This is a genomic window from Curtobacterium sp. MCPF17_050, from assembly GCF_003224435.2.
Classification (GTDB): Bacteria; Actinomycetota; Actinomycetes; order Actinomycetales; family Microbacteriaceae; genus Curtobacterium.
On the sequence record NZ_CP126250.1, the window covers coordinates 1631273 to 1657798 of the forward strand.

The window sequence follows — 26526 nt, forward strand, 5'->3', positions numbered from 1 at the left end:
GGTGGAGGACCGTCCCCGACACTGACGAGCCGCGACGAGCCGCCGATACCCCCGGGTGAGGACGTCGGCCCGCAGGGGGACCGACACGCTCCGACGGAAGGCGACCGCGATGCGTCTGCGCTCAGGGATCCGGAAGGTGCTGCCCGCAGCGCTCCTCCTCGCGGTGGTGAGCACGGCGGTCGTCGCCGTGCCCGGCGTGACGGCGGCTGCCGCCGGCACCGCCGCCCGGGTCGACGTCACGTGGGAGAACACGTCGAGCTGGCGCACCGGCTTCCGCTCCGCGGTCACGGTCGCGAACGGCGGCTCCGTGAAGCTGCGCGGGTGGCGTGTCCTGCTGTCGTACGAGTCGAAGGCCGTGGTGATCCGCGACGCCCGCAAGGTCGCGAGCACGAGCCGGTCGTTCACCGTCGCCGGTCCCACCCGACGCGTCGACCTCGCCGCGGGTGGTCGGGCGACGTTCCGGGTCGACTCGCGCAAGGTGTCCGGTGCGAAGCGCGTCCCCACGGCGTGCACCGTCGTCGGGGCGTCGGTGCCCTGCTCGGTGAACGGCGGTCCCGCGACACCCGGCACGGGAGGCCCGACCCCGGTGCCGACGGCGGCACCGGTCCCGACACCCTCGACGACTCCGACGCCGACCGCGGGACCGCCCGTCGCGGACAAGGACGGCTCCGTCGTCGTCGGCTGGCGCACCGTCAACGCGTGGTCGTCCGGCTTCCAGTCCTCGGTGACCGTCACGAACCGGTCGTCCGTCCGCCTCGACCCCTGGCAGGTGCGGTTCGTGTACGCCGCGCGCGTCGCCGAGATCTGGGACGCCACCGCGACGACCACGAGCGACGGCTTCACCGCGACCGCTCCGGCCTGGGCCAGGGGCCTCGACCCGAGCGCCGCGACGTCCTTCGGGTTGACCTCGATCTCGACCCCCGGCGGGGGCCGGGTGCCGACGGGCTGCAGCATCGTGGGACTCCCCGCGGGCCGGGACGTCGCCTGCACGGTCGAGAGCGAGTCCGACCCGACGGCAGGGCCCGGGTCCGCGCCGACCCCGACACCGACACCGACCGCACCGGCACCGTCCCCGACGCAGCTCCCGGTCCCGACCCCGGCCGCGCCGGCTCCGGTGCCGCTCCCCGCGCCGCACGTCGGTGACACGCTGGTCGCACCGTACGTCGACATGGGCCTCTGGCCGACCGCCGATCTCCGGAGCTCCGCGGCCGCGACCGGCGTCCGCGCGTTCACGCTCGCCTTCATCGTCTCGGACAACGGCGGCAGCCCCTGCACGCCCGCATGGGCCGGCTTCGATGCCTACCGGATCGGCGGCCCGCAGGACTTCGCGGGGAACATCGCCGCGTTCCAGCAGACCGGCGGTCGGGTGGTCGTGTCGTTCGGCGGCGCGGTCAACGAGGAGCTCGCGCTGCGGTGCACGGACCCGGCGGAGCTGCAGGCGGCCTACCAGCAGGTGGTCGACCGGTTCGGCGTCGACCGCATCGACCTGGACATCGAGGGCGCTGCGCTGTCCGACACGGCTGCGAACGAGCGTCGCGCCGTGGCGGTCGCCGGTGTCGTCCGGGCCCAGGCGGCGAAGGGCCGCAGTCTCGAGGTGTCGCTGACCCTCCCCGTGATGCCGACCGGACTCACCCGCGAGGGCCTCGCCGCGGTCGCCGAGCTGTCGGCTGCGGGCGTCCGGATCGCGGCGGTGAACGTCATGGCGATGGACTACGGCACCGGTCCGCAGCGCATGGCGACGGCGGCGCAGGACGCTGCGACGTCGACCGCCGCGCAGCTCGCCTCGGTGCCCAGGTATGCCGGGTGGACGGCCCAGGAGCGGCTGTCGGCGATCGGCATCACCCCGATGATCGGCGCCAACGACACCGGGGAGGTGTTCACACGGACGGACGCCGAGGACCTCGCCCGCTGGTCCGTCGCGCACGGGATCGAGGTGCTCGCCTGGTGGGAGGTCACGCGCGACCAGCCGTGCACCCCGTCGATCCCCACGTACATGTGCTCGGGCGTGACCGACGCACCGTGGACCTTCGCCCGTGCCTTCGTCCGCGGGGCGACGAGCTAGTCGGGGAGCCGGTCAGTCCGGCCGACGCAGCGTCGCGACGCCGTCGTGCAACGGCTGTGTCTCCCACGCAGCCGTGACGGCCCCGTCGGCCAGGTCGACGCGGACGTGCAGCAGGTGCGGTGTCTCGACGAACCGCACGTCCACCGACACGACGTCCCCGGAGCGTGCCCCGCTCGTGGCGGTCGCACCCGCGACCAGCCACTCGCCGTCGCCGACAGGAGCCGTCACCTCGCCCGACGGGTCGACCAGGGTGAGCACCCAGTGGCCGGACGGGTCCTGGGACAGGTGCACGGCCTCCAGTCCGGAGTCGCCGTCCACCGGTGCCGGCGAGGACGGCGGGGTGGCGGGCAGGGTGCCGAGCGGCTCGCCGACGAGCGGCGGCAGCGCGAGCCCGGCGAGTCGGGCGCGCAGGCGGTCGTCCGAGTCCACTGCACCCGCGCGGTCGACCGCGGGCAGAAGGTGCTCCCACACCGCGTCCAGGACGGCCTGCATGTCGGTGCTCTGACCGGTCATCGCGACGACCACGTCCAACTCGGGGAGCACGACGCAGAACTGGCCGTAGGCACCGTCACCGCGGAAGCCGTGCCGGGCCATCCAGAACTGGAAGCCGTACCCCTGCGACCAGTCCGGGTCCGCCTCGTCCGGGTTCACCACCTGCACGCTCGTGGCCTGCTCGACCCAGTCCTCGTCGAGGATGCGTTCGCCGTCCCACACGCCGCGCTGCAGGTACAGCTGACCGAGTGCGGCGATCGCGTCCGTCGTCGTGTAGCCGCCGCTGTAACCGAGTTCCGCGCCGGTGTCGTCGCGGCGCCACGAGAAGTCGTCGATGCCGAGGGGGGCGAAGAGCCGCGGCCGCAGGTACTCGAGCAGGGACGTCCCACTGGCCCGCCGGACGATCTCGGCGAGCGTGTACGTGCACGGCTGGTTGTAGGCGAAGACGCTGCCGGGTTCCTCGTCGGGCGGCAGGAGCAGGAACCCACGGACGGTGTTCGTCGGGTCGATCGCCTCGGCGCGGTCGATCGTCTCGCTCCGGTGGCCGCTCGCCATCGCGAGCAGGTGCCGCACGCGCATCCGCCGGGTCCGTTCGTCGGTGACCTCGGCGTCGAGCTCCGGGAAGTGACCGACGACGGGCGCGTCGAGGTCGACCAGTCCGGCGCGGACGGCGATCCCGACGGCGGCCGCGGTGAAGCTCTTGCTGAGCGAGTACAGCAGGTGCACCCGGTCCACCGCGAAGGGGGCCCACCACCCTCCGGCGGCGACCTCGCCGTGCCGCAGGACCATCAGGCTGTGCGGCTCCACGCCGGGCGCGGCCTCGAGCGCGGAGACGAGCTGGTCGATGCCCGCGGCGTCGATGCCGAGTGCGGACGGGGAACTGCGTCGGAACGTCGTCGTCACCCGTCCGACCCTAGCCCGACCGGCCGTTCCGAGGTCCGGCACGCCCGACACGCGGACGGGAGGCCCGGATCACCGCGCCGGTCGGGTACAGTTGTCGACGTTGGCCACCCCGGTGGGCAGCGTGCGGATGTGGCGCAGTGGTAGCGCATCACCTTGCCAAGGTGAGGGTCGCGAGTTCGAATCTCGTCATCCGCTCGGAACAGCAGGACACCTGAACCCCTCGGCCGGTCGGCCGGGGGGTTCAGTCGTTCGCGACGGCTCGCGCGCCGGGGAGGGCGACCCAGTGCTGCGCCCCTGCGTCGACCACCGTCACGAGCACCGTGTCGCAGCCGCGGCAGCGGGCGACGCTGCCCATCGCGGTCCGGTACACCCGGGTCACCGCCAGGCGGCCGGTCGTGTCGCAGCCCGAGCAGCGGAGCCGGGCCGAGGTGGCATCGACCCCGAGCACCTCGCCGAGGTCCCCGGCCAGGGCGTTGCCGTCGACGATCGTCATCAGGAGCCTCCGAACCGTTCCGCACGCACCCCGGTGGTGTCGTGTCCGAGTTCCCCGAGCCAGCGCAGGACCTGTTCGACGAACGGCGTCGATCCGCAGACGTAGACCTGTGCGTCGGCGTCCGCCGGCAGGACGGCGGCCGCGAGCCGGTCGCGCGTGAGTCGTCCGACCGGGGCCGTCGACCCCTCGGGAGCGCGTCGGCTGTACACGACGTCGAGGTCGAAGGGCGCGCGGTCTGCGGTGCGCAGGGCTGCGTCGAGCTCCGCGCGGAAGAAGACGTCCTCCGGGGTGCGGACGGCGTAGAGCAGCCGGAAGGGCGTCGGGTCCTCGGCGTCGGCGTGCGCGGCGACCATCGGCAGGAGCGGCACGACGCCGGACCCGCCGGCGATGAGCTGCACCGGGCGGGACGCCGGGTCGGCGCCCGGACGCCAGACGAACCAGCCGCCGAGGGGACCGTGCACCTCGAGCGCGTCACCGACCTCGACGGCGTCGACGAGGAACGGGGACACCTCGCCGTCCTCGACCCGGTCCACGGCGAGCGTCACGCGCGTGCCGTCCCCGGAGGACGCGATGGAGTAGGACCGCGTGGCCTGGTAGCCGTCCTCGGCCGTCAGCCGCAGGTCGAGGTGCTGCCCGGGGTCGTTGCCGGGCCATGACGGCACGTCGAGCACCAGCCGTCGGGCGTTCGGGGTCTCGGGGGAGACCGCGGCGACGGTCGCCGGGTGCCACCCCGGACGGCGGAGCGGACGGCCCGGCGTGACGGGACCGGTGCGTGCCTCCAGACCGGGGGCGCCGTCGGTGCTGGACAGGGTCACCAGTACCGCTCTTCCTTCCACGGGTCGCCGTGCATGTTGTAGCCGGCGTTCTCCCAGAAGCCGGGCTCGTCCTCGGCGTGCATCGTGATGCCCCGCACCCACTTCGCGCTCTTCCAGAAGTACAGGTGCGGCACGAGCAGCCGGGCCGGACCGCCGTGCTCCGGGCTGAGGGGCTCGCCGTCGGCCTCGAACGCGATCCACGCCTGACCCTCGAGGAGTTCGTCGAGGGGGACGTTCGTCGTGTAGCCGCCGAAGCTGTGCACCATGCAGAAGTCGAGCGAGGTCTCGATGTCCGCGAAGAGCTTATCGAGGGGGACCCCGCGCCAGGCCATGCCGAGCTTCGTCCAGTGCGTGACGCAGTGGATGTCGACCGTGACGTCCTCGAGCCCGAGCGCCCGGACCTCGTCCCACGTCCAGGTGTGCAGGCCGGACTCGGTGCGGATCGAGAAGGTCCACTCGGAGGGCTCGATCTCGGGTGTGGCGCCGGCGGAGAGCACCGGCCAGTCCTGCACCAGCGTCTGCCCGGGCGGGATGCGGCTGTCGTCGGCGTCCCGGCGGCGTCCGCCGAACCCGCGTGTGAAGGTGGCCATCGCGTCCTCGTTCCCATGGTCGTCGCCGGCGTCGTCCCGCCGCTGCGTCGATCCTGCCGCACGGCCGACCGCTTGTCAGCAGCCGCGCGGCGCTGGGTGTGGCGTGTCCGATCGGTCAGGTGCCCGGGTGCTGATCCGCGTGCTGCTGGTGCGCTTCGTGCGCGAAGACCACGTCCGGCGCGTCGACGGAGCGGTCCGTCACCGTGGTCGGGGCCTCGAGGTGCACGGCCCCGGACGGCACGATGCCGGCGCCGCCGAAGCGCTCCATCACCCGCCACTGGACGACCACGTCCTCGCCCGCGTGTCCGATCGGCAGGGTCTCCCAGAACCCGAAGCCGCCGACCGCCTCGAGCGCGGCCCGGTCGTACATCGCACAGGCGCCGACCCACGCGACGCGGTACGGCAACCAGCCGCCCGGCTCGACGTCGAGCTCGGCCGCGACGTGGACCAGGTTCGCGGCGTTGTGCAGGGACCAGCGGTCGAACCCGGGCGTGCCGCGGCGCACCACCTCGGGGACGACCGGGCCGTCCCACAGCGCGAATGGTGCCGTCTCGTGCGGACGGCGGTCCTCGAGGTACGACAGCCCTTGGACCGCGCTCCCGACGAAGCCGGTGCCGAGCGATCGCAGGGCGTCGAGCATCCGGTGCACGGACCCGGGTTCCAGCCAGACGTCGTCGTCGAGGAACAGGACGGCGTCCGCGGTGGCGTGCGCGAGCAGGAAGTGCCGGTGCTCGGCGAGTCCGCGCCGCTCCGGGTGGGTGAGCAGCGTGACGGGCCGACCCTGGGCCTCCAGGACGCGGACCATGGCGGCGATCGCCGGCTGCGCGGCGGCGTCACCCGTCGCGGACTGGTCGCTGAGCACGAGACGGAAGGCGACGTCGGTCTGGGCCGCCAGGCCGGCGAGGGTGGCGGCGAGCTCCGCCGTACGCCCGACGGTCGGGACGAGGACGTCGACGTCGACCGGGGTGCTCTCCACCGCCGGGTCCTCGGTCGGGCGACCCCACTCGCCGGACCACCGTGCCCCGCGCGTCATGCGTCCCCGGACACGGCGGTCGGGTCTCCCGTCGGCGCGCCGGTGCCGGCGCCGGTGCCGGCGGCGGTCTCGCGGATGCGACGGACGACGGCGCTCGTCGAGTGCTCGGCGACGTAGTCGACCATGACGACCTCGCCGCCGTGGGCCCGCACGACCTCGGTCTCGCTGAGCATCTCGGGGGAGTAGTCGCCGCCCTTGACGTAGACGTCCGGCCGGATGCGCTCGATGAGCGGGATCGGGGTGTCGGTCGCGAACACCGTCACCAGGTCGACGCAGGCCAGCGCGGCGAGGACGCCGGCGCGGTCCTCGGCGGTGTTGATCGGCCGCTCCGGACCCTTCAGTCGACGGACCGAGTCGTCGTCGTTCAGTGCGACGACGAGCAGGTCGCCGAGCTCGCTCGCCTGGCGGAGGTACGTGGTGTGCCCGCGGTGGACGACGTCGAAGCAGCCGTTCGTGAACACGATGCGGCGCCCGGCGCGACGGGCCTCCTCGACGGCGGCGGCGAGCTCGTCGTGGTCGACGACGGTCTCGGCCGGTGCGGACACCGAGGCCACGAGCGCATCGGCCGTGCAGACCGAGGTCCCGGCCTCGCGCACCACGACGTCGGCAGCCGCCTGGGCGAAGGAGACGGCCTCGCGGACCGGGGTCCCGACGGCGAGGGCGACCGAGGCCGCGGCGCAGAACGTGTCGCCGGCGCCGGACGCCTGCTGCTCGGACGCCGGCGTGGCACGCGTGCGGTGCACGTCCGACAGCGTGCTGTCCGCGCCGGCGGCCTCGAGCAGCACCGTCCCGTTGCGGTCGAGCGTGACGACCGCGTTGCGCGCGCCGGTGACGGCGAGGACCTCGTCGCGTGCGGCGACCACGGTCGTGGCCCGGTCGGCGCCCTGCCCGAGGTCGCGGCCGAGCAGCGCGGCGGCCTCGCCGGCGTTCGGCGTGACGAGGTCCGGACGGAGGGTCTGCCAGCGGCTGAGGTCGTGGGCGTCCACGACGACGGTCGTGGGGCGGTCCTGTCCGAGGACCGGCACGATGGCGGTGGCGTCGACGCCGAGGTCGTAGTCGCAGACGACGACCGTGTCCGCACGGGCGTCGGTCGCCGTCCCGGGGGCGTCCCCGGACGCGGTGCCGCGCACGGCTGCCGCCGTCGCCTCGGCGAGGAGGGCCGTGTCCGCCGCACTCGGCGGTCCGGCCAGGTCGTCGACCCGGACGACGACACGGTCACCCCCGACGATGCGGTCCTTGCAGGTGGTCGTCGCACCCGGGACCGCGACGAGCCAGCGCGTGTCCACCCCGGCGGCCTCGAGCCGGTCACGCAGGACCCGCCCGGTCTCGTCGTCGCCGATCAGGGCGACCATGCGGACGCGCGCACCCAGGGCGCGGGCGTTGACCGCGGTGTTCGCCGCGCCTCCCGGGACGGCGATGGTCTCGGTGACCCGGACGACGGGCGCGGGGGCCTCGCGCGACACCCGTTCGGCGGCACCGACCGTCCAGCGGTCGAGGATGACGTCCCCGACCACCACGACGACGGGCTCCTGCGCCGCGACCGCGTCGACGACGCGACGGACCGAACGGACGTCGGCGCTCATCGGACGTCCTCGGCGGTGGCGGTGTCGGTGTCGTGGCTGCCCGCGGTGGCCGGGTCGACGGCGTCGGTGGTGCCGGTGGGGGCGCTCGTCCGACGCGGGGCTGCCTCGAGGTGCACGACCGTGGTGGTCGTCATCTCGTCGAGCAGGTGCGGGCCGTAGCCGAAGCCGGAGCCCGAGGCGCCGCGGGGCTCGGCGCTGCCACCCGGTGCGCCGCCGAACACGGCGTTGATCTTCACGGTGCCGACGGGCAGCTCCGCGGCGGCACGGAGCGCGGTCGCGGTGTCGCCGGTCAGGACGGTCGCGGCCAGGCCGTACCGGTCCTCGGCGGCCAGGCGGAGCCCCTCGGCCATGTCGACCACGACGCGGAGCGGGGCGATCGGACCGAAGGTCTCCTCGGTGAGCACGAGCATGTCGTCGGTGCAGTCGGTGAGGACGGTCGCGGGGTAGAACGTGCCGGCGCCCTCCGGCACCGAGCCGCCCGTCAGCACCCGGGCGCCGGCATCGACGGCCTGGTCGACGTGCTCCTGGACGGTCGTGCGCAGGCGCTCGTCGACGAGGGGGCCGAAGTCGGCGGCGGCCGAGGCGGTCTTCCGCTCCGCAGCGCGCACCAGGGCGGCGGTGAAGTCATCGGCGATGTCGCGGTGCACGTAGACGCGCTCCACGCTCGTGCAGATCTGTCCGGTGTTCGCGAAGGCACCGAGGGCGACCTGGTCCGCCGCCCACACCGGGTCGACGTCGGCGTCCACGACCGCGGCGTCGTTGCCGCCGTTCTCGCGGATCACGTGCGCGCGGGTGCGGAGCGCGGCCTCGGTCAGGCGGTCGCCCGTCGCCGTCGAGCCGACGTGCGCGTACACCGCGATGCCGTCCTCGGCGAGGAGCTGCTCACCGGTCGTCGCGTCGCCGTCGACGCCCACGAGCACGCCCTCGGGGAGCTCGGCGGCGAGCAGGCGGTTCAGGAGCGCGATCGTGCCCGGGCTCCGCTCGCTGCCCTTGTGCACGACCGTGTTGCCGGCGACGATCGCCGCACCGAGGATCCCGCACGCGACGGCGACGGGGTCGTTCCACGGCGTCAGCGCGAGCACGACGCCGCGCGGGTGCGGGACGGCGAAGTCGGCGGCGCCGTGGTTCCCGCGGAGCGCCTCGCCCCGGTGCAGCGGGCCGAGCTCGGCGTACTGGATGAGCGTGTCGATGCCGGCCTCGACGCCGCCGAGGGCGTCGCCCGGCACCTTGCCGGTCTCGCGGGTGTTCATCGCGGCGAGTTCGTCGGCGTGCCCGCGGAGCCGCTCGGCCGCGGCGCGGAGGACCGCGCCGCGCTCACCGGGAGCGGTCCGGGCCCATCCCGTCGCCGCCGCCCGCGCACGCGCGACCGCGTCGCGCACCTCGTCCGCCGTGCTCCGGCGGGTCTCCGAGGCCACCTCGCCGGTCACGGGGTCGAGCACCGTGATCGTGTCCGCGGACGGGTCGTCCGTCGACGGGGCGGTGGTGGTGGTGGCGTCGAGCGTCATGTGCGTCCTCTCGTGGTGGTCCGGCCTCGTGGCACCGGCCCCTCCACGCTCCTCCTTCTCCGCTGGACACGCCCGGGGGATGCGTGGGTGTGTCCACGGGACGCAGCGCGGAGCGGCGCCGCAGGGCTGCTGCACACCGGCCCGACCGCGGCCGGGTAGGAACGAAGGGATGCGGTCGGACGACCCGCCGCGTCGGACACGAGGAGGACGACGGGCGTGGTGCAGATCGGACGTGGCGGCGAACGGTTCGAGGGGGTCCGCGAGATCGCGGTGCTCCGCGGTGGGGGACTCGGCGACCTGATGTTCGCGATGCCCGCGATCGAGGCCCTCGCGGCCGCGTACCCGGAGGCCCGCCTGACGCTGCTCGGGACCCCGATGGCGGCGGCGCTCCTGCCGGGGCGCACGGACGCCGTGCACGCCGTCGAGGAACTGCCCGTCTCGCCCGGTGTGCGTGACGGCGGTGACGGGGCACCGGACCTCGAGGACTTCTTCGCCCGGCTCACCGGCCGGTTCGACCTCGCCGTCCAACTGCACGGCGGCGGGCGCAACTCGAACCCGTTCCTGCTCCGCCTCGGCGCCGCGCACTCGGTCGGCACCGCCACCGAGGACGCCACCCCGACCGAGCGCTGGGTGCGCTACGTCTACTACCAGCACGAGGTGCTGCGCGCGCTCGAGGTCGTCGGGCTGGCCGGTGCCGAACCCGTCACTCTGGACCCGAGGATCGTCGTCGGTGCCGACGAGCGCGCCGCGGTCCGGGACCGACTCGGGGTACGGGGCCGCCTGGTCGCGATGCACCCGGGCGCGACCGACCCGCGCCGCCGGTGGAGCCCCGAGCGCTTCGCCGCGGTGGCGATCGCCCGGCTCGAGGCAGGCGACGACGTCGTGCTCGTGGGCGACGACTCCGACCGACCGGCCGCGACGAGCATCCGGGCGTCCGTGTCCGAGGCGGTCGGGCCGGAGGTCGCCGCACGGCTGCACGACCTGACCGCCGCGCTGCCCCTGCGGGAACTCCCCGCCGTGCTCGCCGCGGCCGACGTCATGGTCGGCGACGACTCGGGCCCCCGGCACCTCGCGGTCGCCGTCGGCACGCCGACCGTGGGCGTCTTCTGGTTCGGCAACGTCATCAACGCCGGTCCGCTCGACCGCGGCCGGCACCGCGTGCTCATGAGCTTCGTCACCCGCTGCCCGGTGTGCGACGTCGACGTCACCCAGGTGGGGTGGAGCGCCGAGCGCTGCGAGCACGACCCGTCCTTCGTCGACGAGGTCACGCCGGACCGTGTGCTGGCCGACGTCGAGGACCTGCTGGCCACCACCTGAGCGGTCGCGCCCGCGCGGCGCCACCGCAGACGGACGGGAGGCCCGGTACCAGCTGGTACCGGGCCTCCCGTCCGTCAGGCGCGTGCGGTCAGGGCCAGCTGGGCTCGGTCGCCGGCATGATCGACAGCTCGCGGATCTCGCAACCGGCCGGCTGGGAGAGGGCGAAGATGATCGAGTTCGCGACGTACTCCGGCTCGATGAGCTGCGCGTCCGGACCCGGCTTGTACTGCTCGGTGCGGTCGGCGAAGAAGTTCGTGCGCATGCCCGCCGGGATCACGTTCGTGACACCGATGCGGCCCGCGGTCTCGGCGGCGAGGGCCTGCGAGAACCCGCGGACGCCGAACTTCGACGCGGAGTAGGCGGTGCCGTGGCCGACGCCGCGCAGGGCGAGCGACGACGAGATCGTCACGACGCGGCCGTGCGAGGCCTCGAGCGCGGGCAGGGCAGCACGGACGGTCGACGCGGTGCCGATGAGGTTGACGCCGACGATCTTCTCCCAGTTGCCGGAGGAGATCGCGTCGATCGGGGCCGGGGTGTCGATGCCCGCGGCGGTCACCACGGCGTCGAGGCCCCCGTGGCGCTCGACCGCTTCCGTGACGGCGCGTTCGACGGCGTCGGTGTCCGAGACGTCCACGGCGACGGCGTCGACGCCCTCGGGGACCGCGTCGATCCGGAGGTCGAGGACGATCGGGGTACCGCCGGCCTCGGTGACGGCGGCGACGACGGCCGCGCCGAGTCCGGAGGCGCCGCCGGTGACGAGGACGCGGCCGATGGGTGTGGTGGGGACGGGCATGGATGTCCTTCGGTTCTGGTGCTGTGGTCGTGAGGTGGAGAGCGGGGGCTCAGCCGACGCGTTCGATCGCGGCGGCCAGGCGGGTGGTGGAGCGGCCCGGGTGGAACGGGACGGTGACGACCCGGCCGCCCCACTCGGCGAGGGTGACCGACTCGGGGAGTTCGTCGGCCGTGTAGTCGCCGCCCTTCGCCCAGACGTCCGGCTTGAAGCGACGGAGCGCCTCGTCGGGGGTCGACTCGTCGAACACGACGACGGCGTCGACGCAGTCCAGCGCGAGGAGGAGCTCCACGCGGTCGTCCTGCCCCATGATCGGGCGGTCCGGACCCTTCAGTCCGCGGACCGACTCGTCGGAGTTCAGGCAGACGACCAGGCAGTCACCGAGGGCGCGGGCAGCGGACAGGGTGCGGGCGTGCCCGGCGTGCAGCAGGTCGAAGCAGCCGCCGGTCGCGACGACGACACCGCCGGCGGCCCGGACGTCGTGCACGACCCGGAGGGCGTCCCGGTCGGCGCCCGGCACCGCGATCGGTGCGGGTGGTGCGCCCGCGACGAGCGAGGCGACGCCGCCGGCCGCGAGGTACGCGGAGGCGTCGGCGACCCCGGCGGTGACCGCGTCGGCGATCTCCGCGCCCGAGGCGAGCGCGACGGCGACGCCGGCGGCCAGGCGGTCACCGGCACCGCAGGGGTCGCCCGCGGTGACGGAGGGTGCCGGGACGAACCGGGAGTCGAGGCCGCGCTCGGTGCGGCGGCCGACGAGTGCGCCGCGTTCGCCCATGGTCACGGCGACGGCGTGCGCCGCCCACCGGGCGACGAGGTCGGCAGCGGCGTCGGTGGCGAACGCGACCCCGGTGCCGCCGAGCCCGGTGAAGCGCTGCGCCTCGCTCGCGTTCGGGGTGACCACGGTGACGCCGACCACGGGCGCCTCGCCCTTGGGGTGCGGGTCCCAGACCACCGGGGTGCGCTCGGCGACGGCGGTGAGTGCCGACCGCATGTCCTCGGCAGCGGTCAGCCCGCGACCGTAGTCGGCGACGACGACGGCGTCGGCGTCCTCGAGCGCGGCGCGCATCTCAGCGGTGACCGCGGGGACGGGCGGGGTGTCGCACCCCTCGTCGATGCGGACGAGGGCGTGGTCCCCGACGCGCACCCGGGTCTTCACCGGGGTCGGTGCGCCGGAGGGGCCCTCGACGATCGTGACGCCCGGCAGGAGCGACCGCAGCCGCTCCGCGGGGGCGTCGTCGCCCAGCACGGTCACGAGACGGACGTCGTGGCCGTCCTTCGCGAGCATGGTGGCGACGAGCCCGGCACCACCGGCCCGGCGCTGTTCCGAGCGGACGTCGAGCACGGGCACCGGGGCGTCCGGGCTGAGCCGTTCGCTCGTGCCGCTGACGTCCACGTCGAGCAGGGTGTCGCCGACGACGACGATGCGGAGCTGACGGTCGGTCATCGGGTGCCTCCTCGGCGGAGCGCGGGCTCCATGGCGCGGCAGAGGGCGTGGACGAGGACGAGCTGCGCCTCCTGCACGTTGGCGGACGGGCCGTCGATGGCGATGACGTCGTCGACCGCGCTCGCGAGCGGGTTCGGGACGGGACCGGTCATGGCGACCGACCGGGCGCCGACGTCGCGAGCGGCGGCCGCGGCGGCGAGCAGGTTCGGGCTCTTGCCGCTCGTGCTGAGGAGGACGACGACGTCGCCGGCCCGGGCGTGCGCGCGCACCTGCCGGGCGAACACCTGCTCGAAGCCGTAGTCGTTGCCGATGGCGGTCACGGCGGAGGTCTCGGCGTGCAGCGCGATCGCGGAGTACGCCGGGCGGTCGCCGTCGAACCGGCCGGTGAGCTCCGAGGTCAGGTGCTGCGCCTCGGCCGCGGACCCGCCGTTGCCCGCCGCGAGGAGCCGACGTCCGGCGACCAGGCGGGCGGCGATGTCGTCCGCCCAGGCCGCGATGTGGTCGCCGTGGTCGACGAGCGACGCGATGACGGGCACCGACGCGGCGATGTGGTCGAGCACGACGCGCGTGCTCGTGCCCTCGGCGGGGCCGGCTGTGCCGGACTCGGTCGTGCCGATCCCGGTCTGCTCGATGGTCATCGGGCGTTCCTCTCGGTGATGGGTGCGGTGGCTCCGACGCGGCCGCCGGCGACCAGGCGCTCGTACACGCGCTGGGTGTCGGCGGCGACCTTCTGCCAGGTGTACTTGGCCTCGGCGCGGCGGCGACCGGCGTGCCCGTAGGCGGTCCGGCGCTCCGGGTCGTCCAGCAGCCCGCCGAGCGCGACCGCGAGGCCGTCCTCGTCGCGCGGCTCGACGTGCAGGCCGGTGGCGTCCTCGACGACGGTGTCGATGAGGCCGCCGACGCGGGAGGCGACGACGGGTACGCCGCACGCCATGGCCTCGAGCGGGACGATGCCGAACGGCTCGTACCAGGGCGCGCAGACGACGACGTCGGCGCTGCGGTACACGGCCCCCATCTCCTCCTGCGCGAGCTGCCCGCGGAAGGACACGTGGTCGCGGATCCCGAGGTCGCGGGCCAGGGAGTCGAGTCGCTGGTACTCGGGGTCGTCGGGCAGGTCGGCCCCGGCGACACCGGCACCGCCGACGACGACGAGCTCGACGTCGCGACCCTCGGCGACCAGGCGGGCGACGGCGGCGATGGTCGTGCCGACGCCCTTGCGCTGCACGAGCCGGGAGGCGGTCAGGACGCGGTGGGTCCGGCCGCGCTCCTCCACGGGGCCGTCCGGGCGGAACAGCTCGACGTCGACGCCGCAGGGCACGACGGAGATGGAGCGGAGGGGGACGCCGAGTGTCTTCAACTCGAACGCCTCGTCCGAGCACGTCGCGACGACCTGGTCGGCACCGCGGCCGACGGCCGGTTCGAGCCACTCACGCTCGGGCGGGCTGGTGTCCGCCGAACCCTGGTGCCGACGCTTGACGACACCGAGGGCGTGGAAGGTCTGGACGACGGGGATGCGCGGCTCACCGGTGCGCAGCTGCACCTGGGTGACGGCCTCGAGGGCCGCGTGCCCGGACATCCAGAAGTGCCCGTGCACCACGTCGGGGCGCTCGGACAGCCACTCGGACGCCAGGACCTGGGCGAACGTGCCCATGTAGGGCAGCAGGTCGTCCTTCGGCACGTGCTCGGCCGGACCGGCGTCGACGTGTACGACGTCCACGCCGGGGCGGAGGGTGACACGGACGGGCAGGGCCGCGTCGTCGCGGCGTGTGTAGACCGTGACCGTGTGGCCGCGGTCGGCCAGGGCCGCGGAGAGGGCGGCGACGTGGACGTTCTGGCCGCCGGCGTCGACGCCGCCGAGCGTCGCGAGCGGGCTCGCGTGCTCGGAGACCATGGCGATCTGCATCTAGCTGCTCCTCCCACCGGCCGGCAGCGCTGCGGCTCCGGCGGTCTCCGTCTCCCGCTCCGGACGCGGCGTGCGCATCCGGGCGTGGTGCTCAGTGTGCACGTCGTCGAGCAGGGCGTCCCAGTCCGCGGTGAAGCGGGACAGCGCGTGTCGCGCGAGCACGGCCTCCCGGGCGACGAGACCGCGTCGGCGCGCCTCGTCGGGGTCCTCGAGGAGCGTCCGGGAGGCCCGGACGAGCTCGTCGACGTCCGTCGCGATCGCACCGGCCTCGGCGGGCACCGTGCGGGACGCGTCCGTGGTGGCGAGGACGAGCACGGGCATCGCCATGTGCATCGACTCGATGAGCGACAGCCCGAGCGAGGTCCAGCGGTTCGCGTGGACGTACGCACGGCGCTGCGCGAGGGCCGCGTGCATCGGGTCGGGCTTCACGTCCCCGAGCCCGACGAGCAGGTCGCCGTGGCCGAGTCCGGCGAGCTTCTCGGTGCCCATGCCGAAGACGTCGACCGGGGCGACCGCACCGAAGCGGGGGAGCAGGTCGGTGCCGACGACCCGGTTGCGGCGGACCGGCTCGTTGATGACGGCGCCGAAGCGCTCGAGCTCGCCGGTGTACAGAGCACCGGGGTCGACGACGCCGTGTTCGACGACGGTGGTCCGGGTCGAGCCGCAGTCCCACATCAGGGCGTTCCAGTGCGTCACGTGCGCGATCATCACGTCGTCCCGGTCCCGGAACGGGTGCAGGCTGTCGGGTACGTCGAGGCGTGGAGCGTTGTGCTCGACGAAGACGGTCGGGAAGTCCGTCCGCCCGAGGAGCCGCTGCGCGACCGCGAGTTCCTCCGGTCGCTGCAGGACCACCAGGTCCACGCCGGCGTCGGCGACGTCCTCGGGTGCGATCTCGACGGCGTTCGTCCCCCAGTCCCGGCCACCACGGCCGAGGCCCCAACCGTCACGCTCCGGGGTGGTCGGGATGAGGTACTCGTGCGGGCCGCGGACGAAGGCGTCCATCCAGCCGCCGTGCACGTGCCACACGAGGATCCGCATGCACTGCCTTTCGGTCGCTGTCGATCAGGAGGAGGAGGAGAAGGAGGAGGAGGAGGAGGAGGAGCAGCAGTGCCGCACGCTACCGATCGGCGTCTGGCGGCGTTCGCAGGGACCCCTGGTTCGTCCGGAGAGCGCACCCGACGAGCCGTTCGTGGGCCGCGAGGACGTCGTCGACGCCGACCCCGGCCAGGCACGGATGGCCGGGCACGGGGCAGTCGCGCGCCCGGCTGAGACGGCACGGCGCGCCCTGGTCGCCGAGCAGTTCCACGTGCGCCGCGTACGGCGCCCACTTCACGGCGGGGACCACGGGGGAGAACAGACTCACGATCCGGGCCCCGACCGCGGCGGCGAGGTGGGCCGGCCCGGTGTTCCCGACGACGACGACCTCGGCGCCGGCGAGGACGGCGGCCAGCTCGGCCGGGCTGGTCCGACCGCCGAGGTCGATGCCGGTGCTGCCGGCGACCGCGGCGGTCAGCTCCCGCTCGCCCGGCGAGCCGGTCACGACCACCGGGACGCCGAGCCGGGCGTACTCCGCCACGAGCGCCCGGTGGGAGGACGGCGGCCAGGACCGTGCCTCCACACTGGCACCGGGGTGGACGACGACGTACCGGGCCAGCGCGGCGACCACCGGGGGCACCGTGACGTCCTCGCCGACGCGGACCCGGAGCAGTCCGTCGTCGCCCTCGGGCAGGGTGAAGCCCGCGGCCGCGGCGATGCGGAGCGCTCGTTCGGGTTCGGGGACGTCCTCGGGCAGGTCCTCCCCGGGTCGGAGCCGGACGTCGAGCAGCGAGCCCGGGTGGTCGACGGACGCACCGGAGACCCTCGGCACCCCGGCGAGCCGCAGCAGCATCGCGAGCGGCAGCGGGGACTGGTGGAAGGACGTCAGCACCACGGCCTCGTCCGGGCGTTCCGCGTCGACGAGGGCGCGGAACTCGGCCAGGACGCCGTCGTCGAGCGGTCGGGCGGTCTCCGTGACCCACGGCGCCGCCCACACCCGGAGCGTGTCCACCCCGGGCAGCAGCGCGCCGGCCGGGGCACCCTGCGGGCCGCACAGCAGCGTCACGTGGTCGGCGCCGGCCGCGACGGCACGGACCGCCGGCCCGGCGACCAGGACGTCGCCGAAGGAGTCGAGTCTGGCGACGAGCACCCGCCGACCGCCGGTGTCCCGAGCGCTCCCGGAGTCCGCGGCGTTCACGGCGTCACCGGTGCCGCCTGGGCGACGACGAGGGCGACCGCCTCCTCGATCGTCCGGGCGACGGTGGTCGCGCCGTCGACCTCGGCCGGCAGGGTACGTGCAGTGGGCACGAGGACGCCTTGCCCGCCCGCTGCGGCCGCGGCACCGACGTCCGCGCCAATGTCCCCGATGACGACGAGGTCGGCCGGGTCGAGGCCGAGCCGTGCGGCCGCCGCGAGCACCATGCCGGGGCGGGGCTTGCGGCAGGCACAGTCGTCGGCGCGGTCGTGCGGGCAGACCTCCCACACGTCGAACGGCCCGACCAGCTCGTCCACCCGGGCGTTCGTCGCGTCGACCTGTTCGCGGGTGGCCATGCCCTTCGCGATGACCGACTGGTTCGTGACGACGCCCACCGCGAGTCCCGCTGCCCGGGCCGCGGCGACGGCACGCGCGGCACCGGGGACCGGGACGACGAGGGCCGGGTCCGCGTTGTAGGGGACGTCGACCACCAGGGTGTCGTCTCGGTCGAAGAGCACGCCGCGCAGCGGTCGGTCGGAGAGGGCCACACCCCTCTCTACCGGGCGGATGCGGGGCTCGCCCAACCGGGCGGCGTGCGGTGGCGCGCCGCGGACAACTCCTCGGGCGTGGCGGACGGGGCGGTCGGCGCCCGGTAGCGTCGGGCCACGTGACCGCCGTTCCCACCCTGCCCCCGTCCGACGGCCGCCCGGAGCTCGTCGTGCTCCGTGCGATCAAGCTCGGCGACCTGCTCGTCGCCGTCCCCGCGCTGCACGCCCTCCGGCGGGCGTTCCCCGGGCACCGGATCACGCTCGCGACGACGGCCTGGCTCGCGCCGGTCGTCGAGCTCCTTCCCGACGTGGACGTGCACCTCGCCCAGCACGGCCTCGACCACCCGATCGCGGTCCCGGCGGGTGTCGTGGACGTCGCGGTGAACCTGCACGGTGCCGGCCCGGAGTCCGGGCAGCTCATCGACGCGCTGCAGGCCCGGCGCGTCATCGGACACGGCGCACCCGACGGTCCCGAATGGCAGCACGACGTGCACGAGCGCGAGCGGTGGGCGGGTCTCATGACCGCGCACGGCATGCCCGCCGACCCCGACGACGTCTCGATCGCGGTCCCGGCCGTCCCCGCCGTCGTCCAGGGCGCGGCGGTCGTGCACGTCGGCGCCTTCCACGGCGCCCGGCACTGGCCGGTCGACCGCTTCGCCGCCGTGGTGCGGGGGCTGGTCGAGCGCGGCCACCACGTGGTGCTGACGGGAGGCGCGGACGACGTCGAGCGCGCACTGGCCGTCGCGGAATCGGCAGGTCTGGACGACGCGGCGGTGCTCGCGGGTCGCCTCGACCTGCAGCCGTTCGCCGCGGTCGTGGCGGCAGCGAGCCTCCTCGTCACGGTGGACACGGGAGCGGCGCACCTGGCGTCGGCCTACGGGATCCCGTCCGTCGTGCTGTTCGGACCGGCTCCGCCCGAGGCCTGGGGTCCGCCCGCGTCCGGCCCGCACGTGGTCCTCACCGACGCCTCGGTCCGGCGCGGTGACGTCTTCGCGGAGGACCCGGACCCGGCGATCCTCGCGGTCACCGCCGAGGACGTGCTCGCGGCCGTCGACGGGCTCGGGGTCGTGCCCGCCGTCCGCGCACCCAGCACCGGTCGGTAGCGTCGATCCGACGGCACGGAAGGTCCGGCCGTCGGAGGGAGTCGCCGTGTTCGAAGCAGCCAACATCCGGGACTGGATCGGTCTGCCGGTCGTCGACGACCAGGACGACAAGATCGGCAACCTCGAGAGCATCTACTACGACACCGCGACGTCGGAGCCGGCGTTCGGGTCGATCACGACCGGCGTCGTCGGGAAGAAGCTCGTCTTCGTCCCCCTCGTCGGCGCGACCGTGACCCCGAAGCACCTCGTCGTGACCTTCGACAAGAAGGCCGTCAAGGACGCTCCGTCGATCGCGACGGACGGCGAACTCGACGCCGCGCTCGAGCCCGAGCTCTTCGCCCACTACGGTCTGCCGTACCAGCCCGGCGCGGGCGGCGAGCGTCGCCTCGGTCGTCGCTGACATCCCGGCGGCGGGAGTCGAGCCGGAGAACCCGACCGTGCCCGCTCGACCCCGCCCGTCGGGTCGCCCACCCACCCGAACCCGTTCCGGAGCCCACCCTGCGCCGCTCGACCGTCTCCCGCGTCCTCACCGCGCTCGTCGCGACCGTCCTGCTGGCGGGGACGGCGTCGGTCGGCGGGGTACCGGGCACACCGACCGCCCCCGGTGCCGCCGTCGCCGCTCCGCTCTGGCCCGTCCCCCAGCCCTTCCCGGCCACCGACGACCCGCCCGAGACGCTCGCCGGGCTGCCGCCGGGCAGTGCGTACGTCGCGCTCGGTGACTCGTACTCCGCCGGGTACGGGCTCGGGCACCCCACGGGGCTCCCGGTCCGGGCGTGCGCGCAGTCGGGCGAGGACTACCCGCACCGCATCGCCGCCCGCTTCGGATTCGACCTCACCGACGTCACCTGCGCGGGCGCGACGAGCGAGGACGTCCGGGACCGCGTGCAGTTCCGCGGCACCCGGCCGCAACTCGAGGCGCTGTCCGCCGACACGCGGCTCGTGACACTGACGATCGGCGGCAACGACGCCGACCTGTTCGGCACCGCGGGCTCGTGCCTGGCACTGTCCGCCACCGGCCCGGTGTTCTCCGGCCAGAACGCCCCGTCCTGCCGATCGACGCTCGCGTCCGACGGGGTGGACACCCTCGGCGCAAAGATCCAGGGCCGCGTCGCCCTCGGCGTCGCCGAGACGCTCGCCGACGTCCGGGCCGCAGCGCCGAACGCCACGGTGATCGTGCTCGGGTACCCGGCGATCTTCCCCGACGCGGCACACACCCCGTCGTCGGGCTGCTTCCGCCCGGCCGTCGACCTGGGGACCCTGGCCGGGCGGTTCCCCCGGGACACCTACCCGTTCACCGACGCCGACGTCCGCTGGCTGCACGGCGTGCAGGAGCAGCTGGACGACGTGACCCGGAACGCGGCGCAGGCCGCGGGGGCGACCTTCGTCGAGGTGTTCGCCGAGACGCAGGCGCACTCGGCGTGCGCGCGGAAGGGCGCCTACGTCGAGGGGATCTCGCTCGAGTCGCTCGGCGGCCTGAGCCGGATCGACCTCCGTCCCGGCGCGCTCCACCCGAACCGCGCCGGTGTGCGCTTCCTGACCGACCGGACCGCTGACGTGCTCAGGAGCAGGTTCGGCTGAGCCGACACGTCCGTCTCGGACCCGCTCCGCGGTCCGAGTGCCCCGCGACCGCGGAGCGGGTCAGCGCAGCACCGCGGCGAGCCGGTCCAGGAGCACCGGGACGGCGGTCAGCGCCGAGATGTGTCCGTCCGCGGGCCGCTCCTCGTACGCCACGGCGGGGAGTGCCGCGGCGAGGCGCCGCCCGTGTGCGACCGGCACGACCCGGTCGCGGGCTCCGTGCACGACGGTCGTCGGGACGGTCACGGCGGACAGCGGGAACCCCCAGTCGGTGACGAACGCCACGTCGTCGTCGGTCGCGCCCTGCAGGCCCGACCCATCCGCCGCCGTCGCGTCCTGCCCGAGCGCGGCCCAGTCCCCGTCCAGGGCGGCCCAGTCGCGGTCGACGAACTGGGACGGGTCGAACGTGGCGGTCGACGCCCAGGCGAGACGGGCCTCCCGTCCGGCGGCGGCCGACCGGAGGCCACCGTCGGCCGCCATGCCGTCCCACCACCCGGTCGTGTCGTCGAACGGCGCGGGCGAGGCGACGACGGCCGCGGCGGCGACCCGGCCGGGCAGCAGTGCCGCGGCGGCGAGCGCGTGCGGGCCACCACCGGACCCGCCGAGGACCGCGACGCGGGGGAGTCCCAGCGCGTCGAGGACCTGTTCGAGGTCGCGAGCGCCGTCCGCGACGCGTCGTCCGGGCAGGGGGTCGGCTCCGCCGTAGCCCGGTCGGGTCACCGCGACGAGACGGAGCCCGCGGGCCGCCGCCGCGCTGGTGAGCGGCTCGAAGAGGGCGCCCGTGTGCGGGGACTCGTGGTGCCACACCACGGTGGGCCGGACGGCGTCCGGTGCGGTGTCGTCCACGAGGACCGAGCGGCCGTCGCGGAGTCCGATGCTGCGCATGCGCGCGAGGGTAGTCTCCGACCGTGCCCCTCCGTTCCGCCGGTCTCCTGCTGCACCGGGGGAGCGGTCCCGCCCTCGAGGTGTTCATCGCGCACATGGGTGGCCCGTTCTGGCGTCGGCGGCCGCGGGCGTGGACGATCCCGAAGGGCGAACCGGTCGCGGGCGAGGACACCCTGACCACGGCGCTGCGGGAGTTCACCGAGGAGATCGGCACAGCACCGCCGGACGGTGTCCCGCACCTGCTCGGCGACTTCCGGCAGGCCTCGGGCAAGGTCGTCACGGTCCACACGCTGCACGCACCGGACTTCTCCGTCGACGTGGTGCGCAGCAACACCGTCGCGCTCGAGCTGCCGCGCGGCTCCGGTCGGTTCGTCGAGGTGCCCGAGGTCGACGACGCGCGCTGGACGCCGGTCGACTCCGCGCGAGGGCTCGTCGTGGCCGGGCAGGTCGCCGCGCTCGACGCCCTCGCAGCGCGCACCTGACGCCTCCCGTTTCCTGCCCGAGCACGACGGGGAAGGGCGAGCGTCGGGCGTGCGCGGGGCGCTACCGCTCGCCGACCGTTTGGACGGAGCCGGTCGCGGTGCGGATCGAGCCCGTCGCCGCCCGGTGGACCGTGGCGACGGAGCCCGTGATCGTCTGGATCGCACGGCTCACGGTCGGGATCGAACTCGTGACGACGGCCAGCGACGAGGTCAGGACCTCGATCGACGACGTGCTGAGGTGCGGTTGCGCGGTCGCGTGCACCGGGAACCCGCGGCGCGCGAGCACGACGACGGAGAGCCCGCCGAGGAGCACGACCGCCCCGGCGAACGGCAGCGTCTGCAGCCCGGAGAGCCCGAGCACCTGCCCCCCGAGCGCGGCACCACCCGCGATGCCGATGTTCGACGCGCCGTTCACCAGGGCGCCTGCGATCTCCGGGCTGACCCCGCCGGTGCGGATCGCGGCGGCCATGAAGAGCGTCCCGGTCGTGCCGTTCGCCGCCATCCAGACCCCGGCGACGAGCATCGTGCCGGCCAGGGACCCGTGCGTGAACGGCATCACGACGAAGGCGGCGGCCATCGCGGCGATCGACACGACCAGCGTCTGTCGTGGTGCGCGGTCGACGAACAGCCCGGCGAGCCAGAGTCCGACCACGCCGGTGCTGCCGAGCACGAGCAGCGCGCCGGACACCATGCCGGCGTCGAGCCCGGCGTCGACGACGTAGGGGCCGACGTACGTGTACACGACGTAGTGCCCGGCGAACAGCAGCAGGTCCGCGACGACGACGGAGAGCAGTCCGGTCCGGGCCCACGCCCTGGGGGACCCGACGTGCGGGGACGCGACCCCGCGGACGGAGGGGAGGAAGGCCGCCGCGACCACGGCGAGGACGGCAGCACACGCGGCGACTCCGCCGACGGCCGGTCGCCAGCCGACCGTCTCGCCGACGCCGGTGGCGAGCGGCACGCCGATCACGAAGCCGAGCGAGCTCCCGGAGTAGACGAACGCGATGGCCCGGCCGGCCAGCCGCGGCGGCACGATCCGGGTGGCGTACGCGGACGCGACGGAGAAGAACAGGGCGTGCGCGACGCCGCCCACGACCCGGCCGGCGCAGACGACGGCGAACGACGGCGCGAGGGCGACGAGCGCGTTCGACACCGTGTACCCGACGAGGGTGGCGACGAGCACGGTCTTGCGCGGCAGCTTCGCCGTGAGGGACGTCAACGGCAGCGCGAGCAGCGCGACGGCGGCCGCGTACACCGTGATGACGACGCCCATGGTCGACTCGGTCACGCCGAGGTCGCGGCTCATGGTCCCGAGCAGGCCGACCGGCATGAGTTCGGTCGTGATGGCGAAGAACGTGGCGAGCCCGAGCACGGCGATCCCGACCACCGACGACGTCGTGACGGTGATCGGCGTCGTGTACGGGTGGACGGTCTGGTTGCTGGTGGTGGACACGGCGGCTGACCTCCTCGAGGACGTGGAGGAGCGCGCGCGGACGACGGGTCGGCCGGGGGAGAGCGCGCTCGGGTGGACGGGATGTGGAGACGGAGTTCTTGCCACTCCACGGCGAGTGCGCCCGTCCAGTGTTGCACGCTCGATCCGGTTCGCGCGAGAGCACCCGGGTGGCTCTCAGGAGCGCTCCAACGCCGCGGGGGCAGGAGCCGTCAGTACATCCGACTCGTGGCGGTGCTCGTGACCGTGCCGCGTACCGCGCCGCCGACCAGGCGCACCCACAGCGTCCCGCTGGCCGACGTCGCGGAGAGCGAGACCGTGCCGTGGATGGCGTCCTCGCGGGGGTAGCAGGCGCTCGTCCCCTCGATCCGGTCCGCCGTGGCGACGAGGCAGATGGTCGACGGGTCCCGTCCGACCGCCGCCCACACGTTCCACGGCGTGCCCGCCGCGTCGCCCGACAGCGAGCGGTTCGTGAAGACGAGCCGCGTCGAGCGCAGCGCGACCGGGGCCTCGATGGAGCCGGGGAGTTGGTCGGCGAAGGTCTGCGGCAGGTCGAGCATCTGTTCGACGGTGACCGTGCCGGCCGCCGGGGTCACGGTGGCGCGACCGGGTTCCGCGGATCTCGCGCCGACCGAGAGTCCGACGCCGGTGCCGAGCACCAGTCCGACCACGACGGCGCCGGCACCGGACGCCCAGAGCACGGTCCGGTCGGTCCGGCGCGCCCGGTCGGCCAGCCGTCGGGCACCGGCGAGGAGGCCCGATCCGCCTCGGTCGGGCGCGTCGCGATCCGCGCCGCCGTCGTCCGCGCCGCCGACCGCGACGCCGCCCTCTCCGACCCCGTCCCCGCCGACCCGCTGGTCGTCGGTCCGGTGGTCGTCGGCCCGGTGGTCGTCGACCCGGTGCTCGCCGGGGTCGCGGACGTCGGCGTCCCCGGCGACGCCCGAGACGACCGCGCCGTCGTCGGTCGGGTCGCCCTCCGGACCGGCCGACCGGCCACGTCGCGACGCGGGGCGGGCCGCCGCCCGTCGACCGTCGGCGCCGGAGGACGTGGCGGGCGCGACGTCGGAGCGGGGGCGCCTCCGGGCCTCCCGGTCGAGGTCCGCCAGCGCGATGCGGGCGCGGGCGGCCTCGGTGGGTGTCGACGCGGCGCCCCAGGCGATGCGTTCGAGACGGGCACGTGCTGCCGCGTCGTCGTCGGTCCGGCTCATGCGCGCTCCTCGTCGTCACGCCTGGGGCAAGACTGCCACCGCAGCGGTGTCGGCGCCCACCCAGACCGGGGGGAGTACGCCCGAGGGATGACCGACGCGCAGCACGACCAGTCGACCGACCCGGCGGTGCCCGCCGACGCAACCGGTTCCACACCGGCGGACGTCGACGAGGAGACCCTCGAACCGCTCAGCCACGACACCCAGTCCGGCGCGGCCGACTACGTCGCGACGAGCCCGGGCGGCAGCGGCACCGAACGCCACGTCCCGCTCCCCGAGGAGGAACAGGGCCGCGACACCGAGTACGACCCGGTCGACCAGGGACCGCAGCAGGAGGGTCAGGGCGGCTGACCCGCGGCTCGTGCGGCCCCGCGCCCGCCGTCACCGCACGAGCCGGCGCAGGACCGCGCGCTCCGCGAGCGTCCACACGGCGCTCGTGACCAGGTACAGGGCGGCGGCGAGCGGCGCGACCGCGGCGAAGACGACCGAGACGAACGGGACCCACCGCGCGATCCCGGCCGTGACGGCCGCTCCCGGCACGGTGACGTCCGGAGCGGGGGCAGGCGCCGGGTTCCAGTACTGCTGTGCCCGACGCGTGTGCTCGACCGCGACGACGAGCACCGCGAGCAGCACGAGCACGAGCCAGCCGTGCACCCACAGCGGGGACGTCAGGACCGTGACGGCCGACTGCGCGAGCGGGATGCCGGCGAGGGACGCGCGGAGCAGGGTGTTGACCGTCCCGTCGATGCTCGCGTGTGTGAAGACCGTGTACAGCAGCGAGACCACGGGTGCCTGTGCGAGGACGGGCAGGCACCCGGCCAGCGGTGCCACCCGTTCGGCCGTGTACAGCTCCTGGAGCGACCGCTGGAACCGTGCGGTGTCGCGACCGGCACGTCGGCGGAGTTCCGCGATCCGCGGCGCGAGGCGGCGACGGTCCCGCTCCGCCCGGACCTGCAGCACGGACAGCGGGACGAGCAGGACGCGGACCGCGAGGGTCAGCACGACGACGGCGAGCGCCGCTGCTGCCGGTCCCGCGACCGGGGTGAGGGCGTCGGTGAGGACGGCGACGAGGTCCGCGCCGGCGTGCAGCACGGCGCTGAGGCCGGGCAGGGTGGTGATGTCCATGGATGGTCCTTCGATCGGAGGGGTCGGGCGCGAGCGCGGCCCGACACCGACCGGTGTCAGACCGCCGGGACGCCCCCGGGAGCCCGTGACCGCACGTGCCCGTCCGCATCCGGGTTGCTCCAGGCGATCCGGGTGACGAGGTCCGGTGCCGTGGAGGGCACCGGGAGACGGTCCGCTCCGACCGCGGCGATGAGCAGGGCGACGAGCCGCAGCACGAGCGCGGCTGCGGCGAGCGCGGCGAACCCGGCGACGGTGACGCCCACGACGGTGACGCCGAGCACGGCGACCGCGAGGGCCGGTGGTGCACCAGGGACCCATGCGTGACCGAGCGCGGCGGGGCCCGGCGCGTGCAGCGCGGAGACCACGCGGAGCAGCACCTCGATGACCGTCATGGTGCGGCTCAGCGTACCGTCCGCGAGCCTCCGGAGACGTGCCGGGGACGCGGGGCAGGATCGGTGCATGAGCGCAGCTTCCCCGAGCACCCCGGCGACGGTCGCGCTGGAGCGGGCCGGCGTCCCCTACACGCCGCACGTCTACGAGCACCACGAGAGCGCGACGAACTTCGGCGAGGAAGCAGCGGCGGCACTCGGGCTCCGCGAGGAGCAGGTCTTCAAGACCCTCGTGGTGTCGGTCGACGGTGAACTCGCGGTGGCGATCGTCCCCGTGGCGGACCGGCTCGACCTCAAGGCCGTCGCGGCGGCCGTCGGCGGGAAGAAGGCGTCGCTCGCGGACCCCGCGCTCGCGGAACGCCGCACCGGGTACGTCGTCGGCGGGATCAGTCCGGTGGGACAGCGGACACGACTGCGCACCGTGCTGGACGCGTCGGCCGCCGACCACGCGACGATCTTCGTGTCCGGCGGGCGCCGCGGGTTCGACATCGAGGTGGTCCCGGCCGACCTGGTGCGCGTCACCGACGCGAGCACGGCGGCCATCACCCGGACCTGAGTCGACTCGCCGCAACTTCTTCCCGGACACGGGAATGACCGCGGCCCT

At 74.8% G+C, this 26526-nt stretch carries 27 protein-coding genes and 1 tRNA gene; 9 read left to right on the plus strand and 19 right to left on the minus strand.

Annotation, left to right across the window (positions count from 1 at the left end; genetic code table 11):
* Positions 1-109 precede the first annotated feature (109 nt).
* The gene (locus DEJ34_RS07775) at positions 110-2062 is read left to right on the plus strand and encodes a glycoside hydrolase family 18 protein (RefSeq protein ID WP_110911305.1); all 1953 of its coding nucleotides are present in this window, start codon (positions 110-112) and stop codon (positions 2060-2062) included.
* Between the two features lie 12 nt (positions 2063-2074).
* Here the strand turns inward: DEJ34_RS07775 and DEJ34_RS07780 are convergent, their stop codons facing one another.
* Positions 2075-3457, minus strand: coding sequence for a serine hydrolase domain-containing protein (locus tag DEJ34_RS07780; RefSeq protein ID WP_110911306.1), 1383 nt, complete (start codon positions 3455-3457; stop codon positions 2075-2077).
* 123 nt (positions 3458-3580) lie between these two features.
* On the opposite strand from DEJ34_RS07780, the gene DEJ34_RS07785 reads away from it, so the two are divergent.
* Positions 3581-3652: transfer RNA gene (locus DEJ34_RS07785), tRNA-Gly, on the plus strand.
* Positions 3653-3698: 46 nt separating this feature from the next.
* Here DEJ34_RS07785 and DEJ34_RS07790 read toward each other — a convergent pair.
* From DEJ34_RS07790 to DEJ34_RS07815, 6 genes are all read right to left on the minus strand, one after another.
* The gene (locus DEJ34_RS07790) at positions 3699-3950 is read right to left on the minus strand and encodes a DUF6510 family protein (protein ID WP_110824908.1); all 252 of its coding nucleotides are present in this window, start codon (positions 3948-3950) and stop codon (positions 3699-3701) included.
* Positions 3950-4765: a ferredoxin reductase gene (locus DEJ34_RS07795; RefSeq protein WP_258368314.1), complete on the minus strand. Its 816-nt coding sequence runs from the start codon at positions 4763-4765 to the stop codon at positions 3950-3952. Before DEJ34_RS07795 ends, DEJ34_RS07790 begins: the two co-directional genes overlap by 1 nt.
* The gene (locus tag DEJ34_RS07800) at positions 4762-5355 is read right to left on the minus strand and encodes a molybdopterin-dependent oxidoreductase (protein ID WP_110911307.1); all 594 of its coding nucleotides are present in this window, start codon (positions 5353-5355) and stop codon (positions 4762-4764) included. Before DEJ34_RS07800 ends, DEJ34_RS07795 begins: the two co-directional genes overlap by 4 nt.
* Before the next feature lie 115 nt (positions 5356-5470).
* A complete protein-coding gene (locus tag DEJ34_RS07805; protein WP_258365890.1) occupies positions 5471-6331 on the minus strand; it encodes a glycosyltransferase family 2 protein in 861 nt (286 codons plus the stop codon).
* A 53-nt stretch (positions 6332-6384) separates the two neighbouring features.
* On the minus strand, positions 6385-7971 hold the full coding sequence (rfaE2, locus tag DEJ34_RS07810) for a D-glycero-beta-D-manno-heptose 1-phosphate adenylyltransferase (protein ID WP_110900260.1): 1587 nt from the start codon (positions 7969-7971) through the stop codon (positions 6385-6387).
* Positions 7968-9476: an aldehyde dehydrogenase family protein gene (locus tag DEJ34_RS07815; RefSeq protein WP_110911308.1), complete on the minus strand. Its 1509-nt coding sequence runs from the start codon at positions 9474-9476 to the stop codon at positions 7968-7970. Before DEJ34_RS07815 ends, rfaE2 begins: the two co-directional genes overlap by 4 nt.
* 216 nt (positions 9477-9692) lie before the next feature.
* On the opposite strand from DEJ34_RS07815, the gene DEJ34_RS07820 reads away from it, so the two are divergent.
* The gene (locus DEJ34_RS07820; RefSeq protein WP_110824912.1) at positions 9693-10793 is read left to right on the plus strand and encodes a glycosyltransferase family 9 protein; all 1101 of its coding nucleotides are present in this window, start codon (positions 9693-9695) and stop codon (positions 10791-10793) included.
* A gap of 88 nt (positions 10794-10881) precedes the next feature.
* On the opposite strand, the gene DEJ34_RS07825 is transcribed toward DEJ34_RS07820, so the two are convergent.
* The 7 genes from DEJ34_RS07825 to DEJ34_RS07855 form a co-directional block, all read right to left on the minus strand.
* Entirely contained in the window at positions 10882-11586 is a 705-nt protein-coding gene (locus tag DEJ34_RS07825; RefSeq protein WP_110824913.1) for an SDR family oxidoreductase, read from the minus strand.
* A gap of 49 nt (positions 11587-11635) precedes the next feature.
* Positions 11636-13027, minus strand: a complete 1392-nt coding sequence (locus DEJ34_RS07830) for a PfkB family carbohydrate kinase (RefSeq protein ID WP_110911309.1) — start codon at positions 13025-13027, stop codon at positions 11636-11638.
* Positions 13024-13665 carry a D-sedoheptulose-7-phosphate isomerase gene (locus tag DEJ34_RS07835; RefSeq protein ID WP_110824915.1) on the minus strand — a complete coding sequence of 214 codons (642 nt, stop codon included), beginning with the start codon at positions 13663-13665 and terminating at the stop codon, positions 13024-13026. The genes DEJ34_RS07830 and DEJ34_RS07835 overlap by 4 nt, the downstream gene beginning before the upstream one ends.
* Positions 13662-14930: a glycosyltransferase gene (locus DEJ34_RS07840; protein WP_110824916.1), complete on the minus strand. Its 1269-nt coding sequence runs from the start codon at positions 14928-14930 to the stop codon at positions 13662-13664. The genes DEJ34_RS07835 and DEJ34_RS07840 overlap by 4 nt, the downstream gene beginning before the upstream one ends.
* On the minus strand, positions 14931-15968 hold the full coding sequence (locus DEJ34_RS07845; RefSeq protein WP_110911310.1) for a glycosyltransferase: 1038 nt from the start codon (positions 15966-15968) through the stop codon (positions 14931-14933). It abuts the gene before it with no gap.
* Between the two features lie 79 nt (positions 15969-16047).
* A complete protein-coding gene (locus tag DEJ34_RS07850; RefSeq protein WP_110911311.1) occupies positions 16048-17163 on the minus strand; it encodes a glycosyltransferase family 9 protein in 1116 nt (371 codons plus the stop codon).
* Positions 17160-17708 carry an HAD-IIIA family hydrolase gene (locus DEJ34_RS07855; protein WP_110824918.1) on the minus strand — a complete coding sequence of 183 codons (549 nt, stop codon included), beginning with the start codon at positions 17706-17708 and terminating at the stop codon, positions 17160-17162. The genes DEJ34_RS07850 and DEJ34_RS07855 overlap by 4 nt, the downstream gene beginning before the upstream one ends.
* A 119-nt stretch (positions 17709-17827) precedes the next feature.
* Here DEJ34_RS07855 and DEJ34_RS07860 point away from each other — a divergent pair, with 119 nt between their 5' ends.
* The 3 genes from DEJ34_RS07860 to DEJ34_RS07870 all read left to right on the plus strand — a co-directional run bounded on the left by DEJ34_RS07860 (position 17828) and on the right by DEJ34_RS07870 (position 20389).
* Complete coding sequence (locus tag DEJ34_RS07860; protein WP_110911312.1) at positions 17828-18811, plus strand: glycosyltransferase family 9 protein; 984 nt, start codon at positions 17828-17830, stop codon at positions 18809-18811.
* A gap of 46 nt (positions 18812-18857) precedes the next feature.
* Complete coding sequence (locus DEJ34_RS07865; RefSeq protein ID WP_110900252.1) at positions 18858-19211, plus strand: PRC-barrel domain-containing protein; 354 nt, start codon at positions 18858-18860, stop codon at positions 19209-19211.
* Positions 19212-19495: 284 nt separating this feature from the next.
* Entirely contained in the window at positions 19496-20389 is an 894-nt protein-coding gene (locus tag DEJ34_RS07870) for an SGNH/GDSL hydrolase family protein (protein WP_284180724.1), read from the plus strand.
* Positions 20390-20449: 60 nt separating this feature from the next.
* Here the strand turns inward: DEJ34_RS07870 and DEJ34_RS07875 are convergent, their stop codons facing one another.
* Complete coding sequence (locus DEJ34_RS07875) at positions 20450-21271, minus strand: alpha/beta fold hydrolase (RefSeq protein WP_110889797.1); 822 nt, start codon at positions 21269-21271, stop codon at positions 20450-20452.
* Between the two features lie 23 nt (positions 21272-21294).
* Between DEJ34_RS07875 and DEJ34_RS07880 the strand changes: the two genes are divergently transcribed.
* The gene (locus tag DEJ34_RS07880) at positions 21295-21753 is read left to right on the plus strand and encodes an NUDIX hydrolase (RefSeq protein ID WP_110824923.1); all 459 of its coding nucleotides are present in this window, start codon (positions 21295-21297) and stop codon (positions 21751-21753) included.
* A gap of 61 nt (positions 21754-21814) precedes the next feature.
* Here DEJ34_RS07880 and DEJ34_RS07885 read toward each other — a convergent pair whose 3' ends face one another.
* Positions 21815-23206 (minus strand): MFS transporter, encoded by a 1392-nt coding sequence (locus DEJ34_RS07885; protein WP_110910872.1) that lies wholly within the window; start codon positions 23204-23206, stop codon positions 21815-21817.
* Positions 23207-23415: 209 nt separating this feature from the next.
* Complete coding sequence (locus DEJ34_RS07890; protein WP_146236879.1) at positions 23416-24411, minus strand: hypothetical protein; 996 nt, start codon at positions 24409-24411, stop codon at positions 23416-23418.
* Between the two features lie 87 nt (positions 24412-24498).
* On the opposite strand from DEJ34_RS07890, the gene DEJ34_RS07895 reads away from it, so the two are divergent.
* Entirely contained in the window at positions 24499-24759 is a 261-nt protein-coding gene (locus tag DEJ34_RS07895) for a hypothetical protein (RefSeq protein ID WP_110910871.1), read from the plus strand.
* A 30-nt stretch (positions 24760-24789) separates the two neighbouring features.
* On the opposite strand, the gene yidC is transcribed toward DEJ34_RS07895, so the two are convergent.
* Positions 24790-25533, minus strand: a complete 744-nt coding sequence (gene yidC, locus DEJ34_RS07900; protein WP_181422204.1) for a membrane protein insertase YidC — start codon at positions 25531-25533, stop codon at positions 24790-24792.
* Positions 25534-25589: 56 nt separating this feature from the next.
* Positions 25590-25925, minus strand: a complete 336-nt coding sequence (locus DEJ34_RS07905; RefSeq protein ID WP_110900249.1) for a DUF6412 domain-containing protein — start codon at positions 25923-25925, stop codon at positions 25590-25592.
* A gap of 67 nt (positions 25926-25992) precedes the next feature.
* Here DEJ34_RS07905 and ybaK point away from each other — a divergent pair, with 67 nt between their 5' ends.
* A complete protein-coding gene (ybaK, locus tag DEJ34_RS07910) occupies positions 25993-26478 on the plus strand; it encodes a Cys-tRNA(Pro) deacylase (protein ID WP_110824928.1) in 486 nt (161 codons plus the stop codon).
* Positions 26479-26526: the final 48 nt, after the last annotated feature.

What these genes read in the sequence shown, in the direction of transcription:
- DEJ34_RS07830 (WP_110911309.1), bottom strand. Translation starts at nt 13,027, where the DNA reads ATGACCGACCGTCAGCTCCGCATCGTCGTCGTCGGCGACACCCTGCTC.
- DEJ34_RS07825 (WP_110824913.1), bottom strand. Translation starts at nt 11,586, where the DNA reads ATGCCCGTCCCCACCACACCCATCGGCCGCGTCCTCGTCACCGGCGGC.
- yidC (WP_181422204.1), bottom strand. Translation starts at nt 25,533, where the DNA reads ATGGACATCACCACCCTGCCCGGCCTCAGCGCCGTGCTGCACGCCGGC.
- ybaK (WP_110824928.1), top strand. Translation starts at nt 25,993, where the DNA reads ATGAGCGCAGCTTCCCCGAGCACCCCGGCGACGGTCGCGCTGGAGCGG.
- DEJ34_RS07845 (WP_110911310.1), bottom strand. Translation starts at nt 15,968, where the DNA reads ATGCGGATCCTCGTGTGGCACGTGCACGGCGGCTGGATGGACGCCTTC.
- DEJ34_RS07895 (WP_110910871.1), top strand. Translation starts at nt 24,499, where the DNA reads ATGACCGACGCGCAGCACGACCAGTCGACCGACCCGGCGGTGCCCGCC.
- DEJ34_RS07905 (WP_110900249.1), bottom strand. Translation starts at nt 25,925, where the DNA reads ATGACGGTCATCGAGGTGCTGCTCCGCGTGGTCTCCGCGCTGCACGCG.
- DEJ34_RS07875 (WP_110889797.1), bottom strand. Translation starts at nt 21,271, where the DNA reads ATGCGCAGCATCGGACTCCGCGACGGCCGCTCGGTCCTCGTGGACGAC.
- DEJ34_RS07815 (WP_110911308.1), bottom strand. Translation starts at nt 9,476, where the DNA reads ATGACGCTCGACGCCACCACCACCACCGCCCCGTCGACGGACGACCCG.
- DEJ34_RS07800 (WP_110911307.1), bottom strand. Translation starts at nt 5,355, where the DNA reads ATGGCCACCTTCACACGCGGGTTCGGCGGACGCCGCCGGGACGCCGAC.
- DEJ34_RS07835 (WP_110824915.1), bottom strand. Translation starts at nt 13,665, where the DNA reads ATGACCATCGAGCAGACCGGGATCGGCACGACCGAGTCCGGCACAGCC.
- DEJ34_RS07890 (WP_146236879.1), bottom strand. Translation starts at nt 24,411, where the DNA reads ATGAGCCGGACCGACGACGACGCGGCAGCACGTGCCCGTCTCGAACGC.
- rfaE2 (WP_110900260.1), bottom strand. Translation starts at nt 7,971, where the DNA reads ATGAGCGCCGACGTCCGTTCGGTCCGTCGCGTCGTCGACGCGGTCGCG.
- DEJ34_RS07840 (WP_110824916.1), bottom strand. Translation starts at nt 14,930, where the DNA reads ATGCAGATCGCCATGGTCTCCGAGCACGCGAGCCCGCTCGCGACGCTC.
- DEJ34_RS07790 (WP_110824908.1), bottom strand. Translation starts at nt 3,950, where the DNA reads ATGACGATCGTCGACGGCAACGCCCTGGCCGGGGACCTCGGCGAGGTG.
- DEJ34_RS07775 (WP_110911305.1), top strand. Translation starts at nt 110, where the DNA reads ATGCGTCTGCGCTCAGGGATCCGGAAGGTGCTGCCCGCAGCGCTCCTC.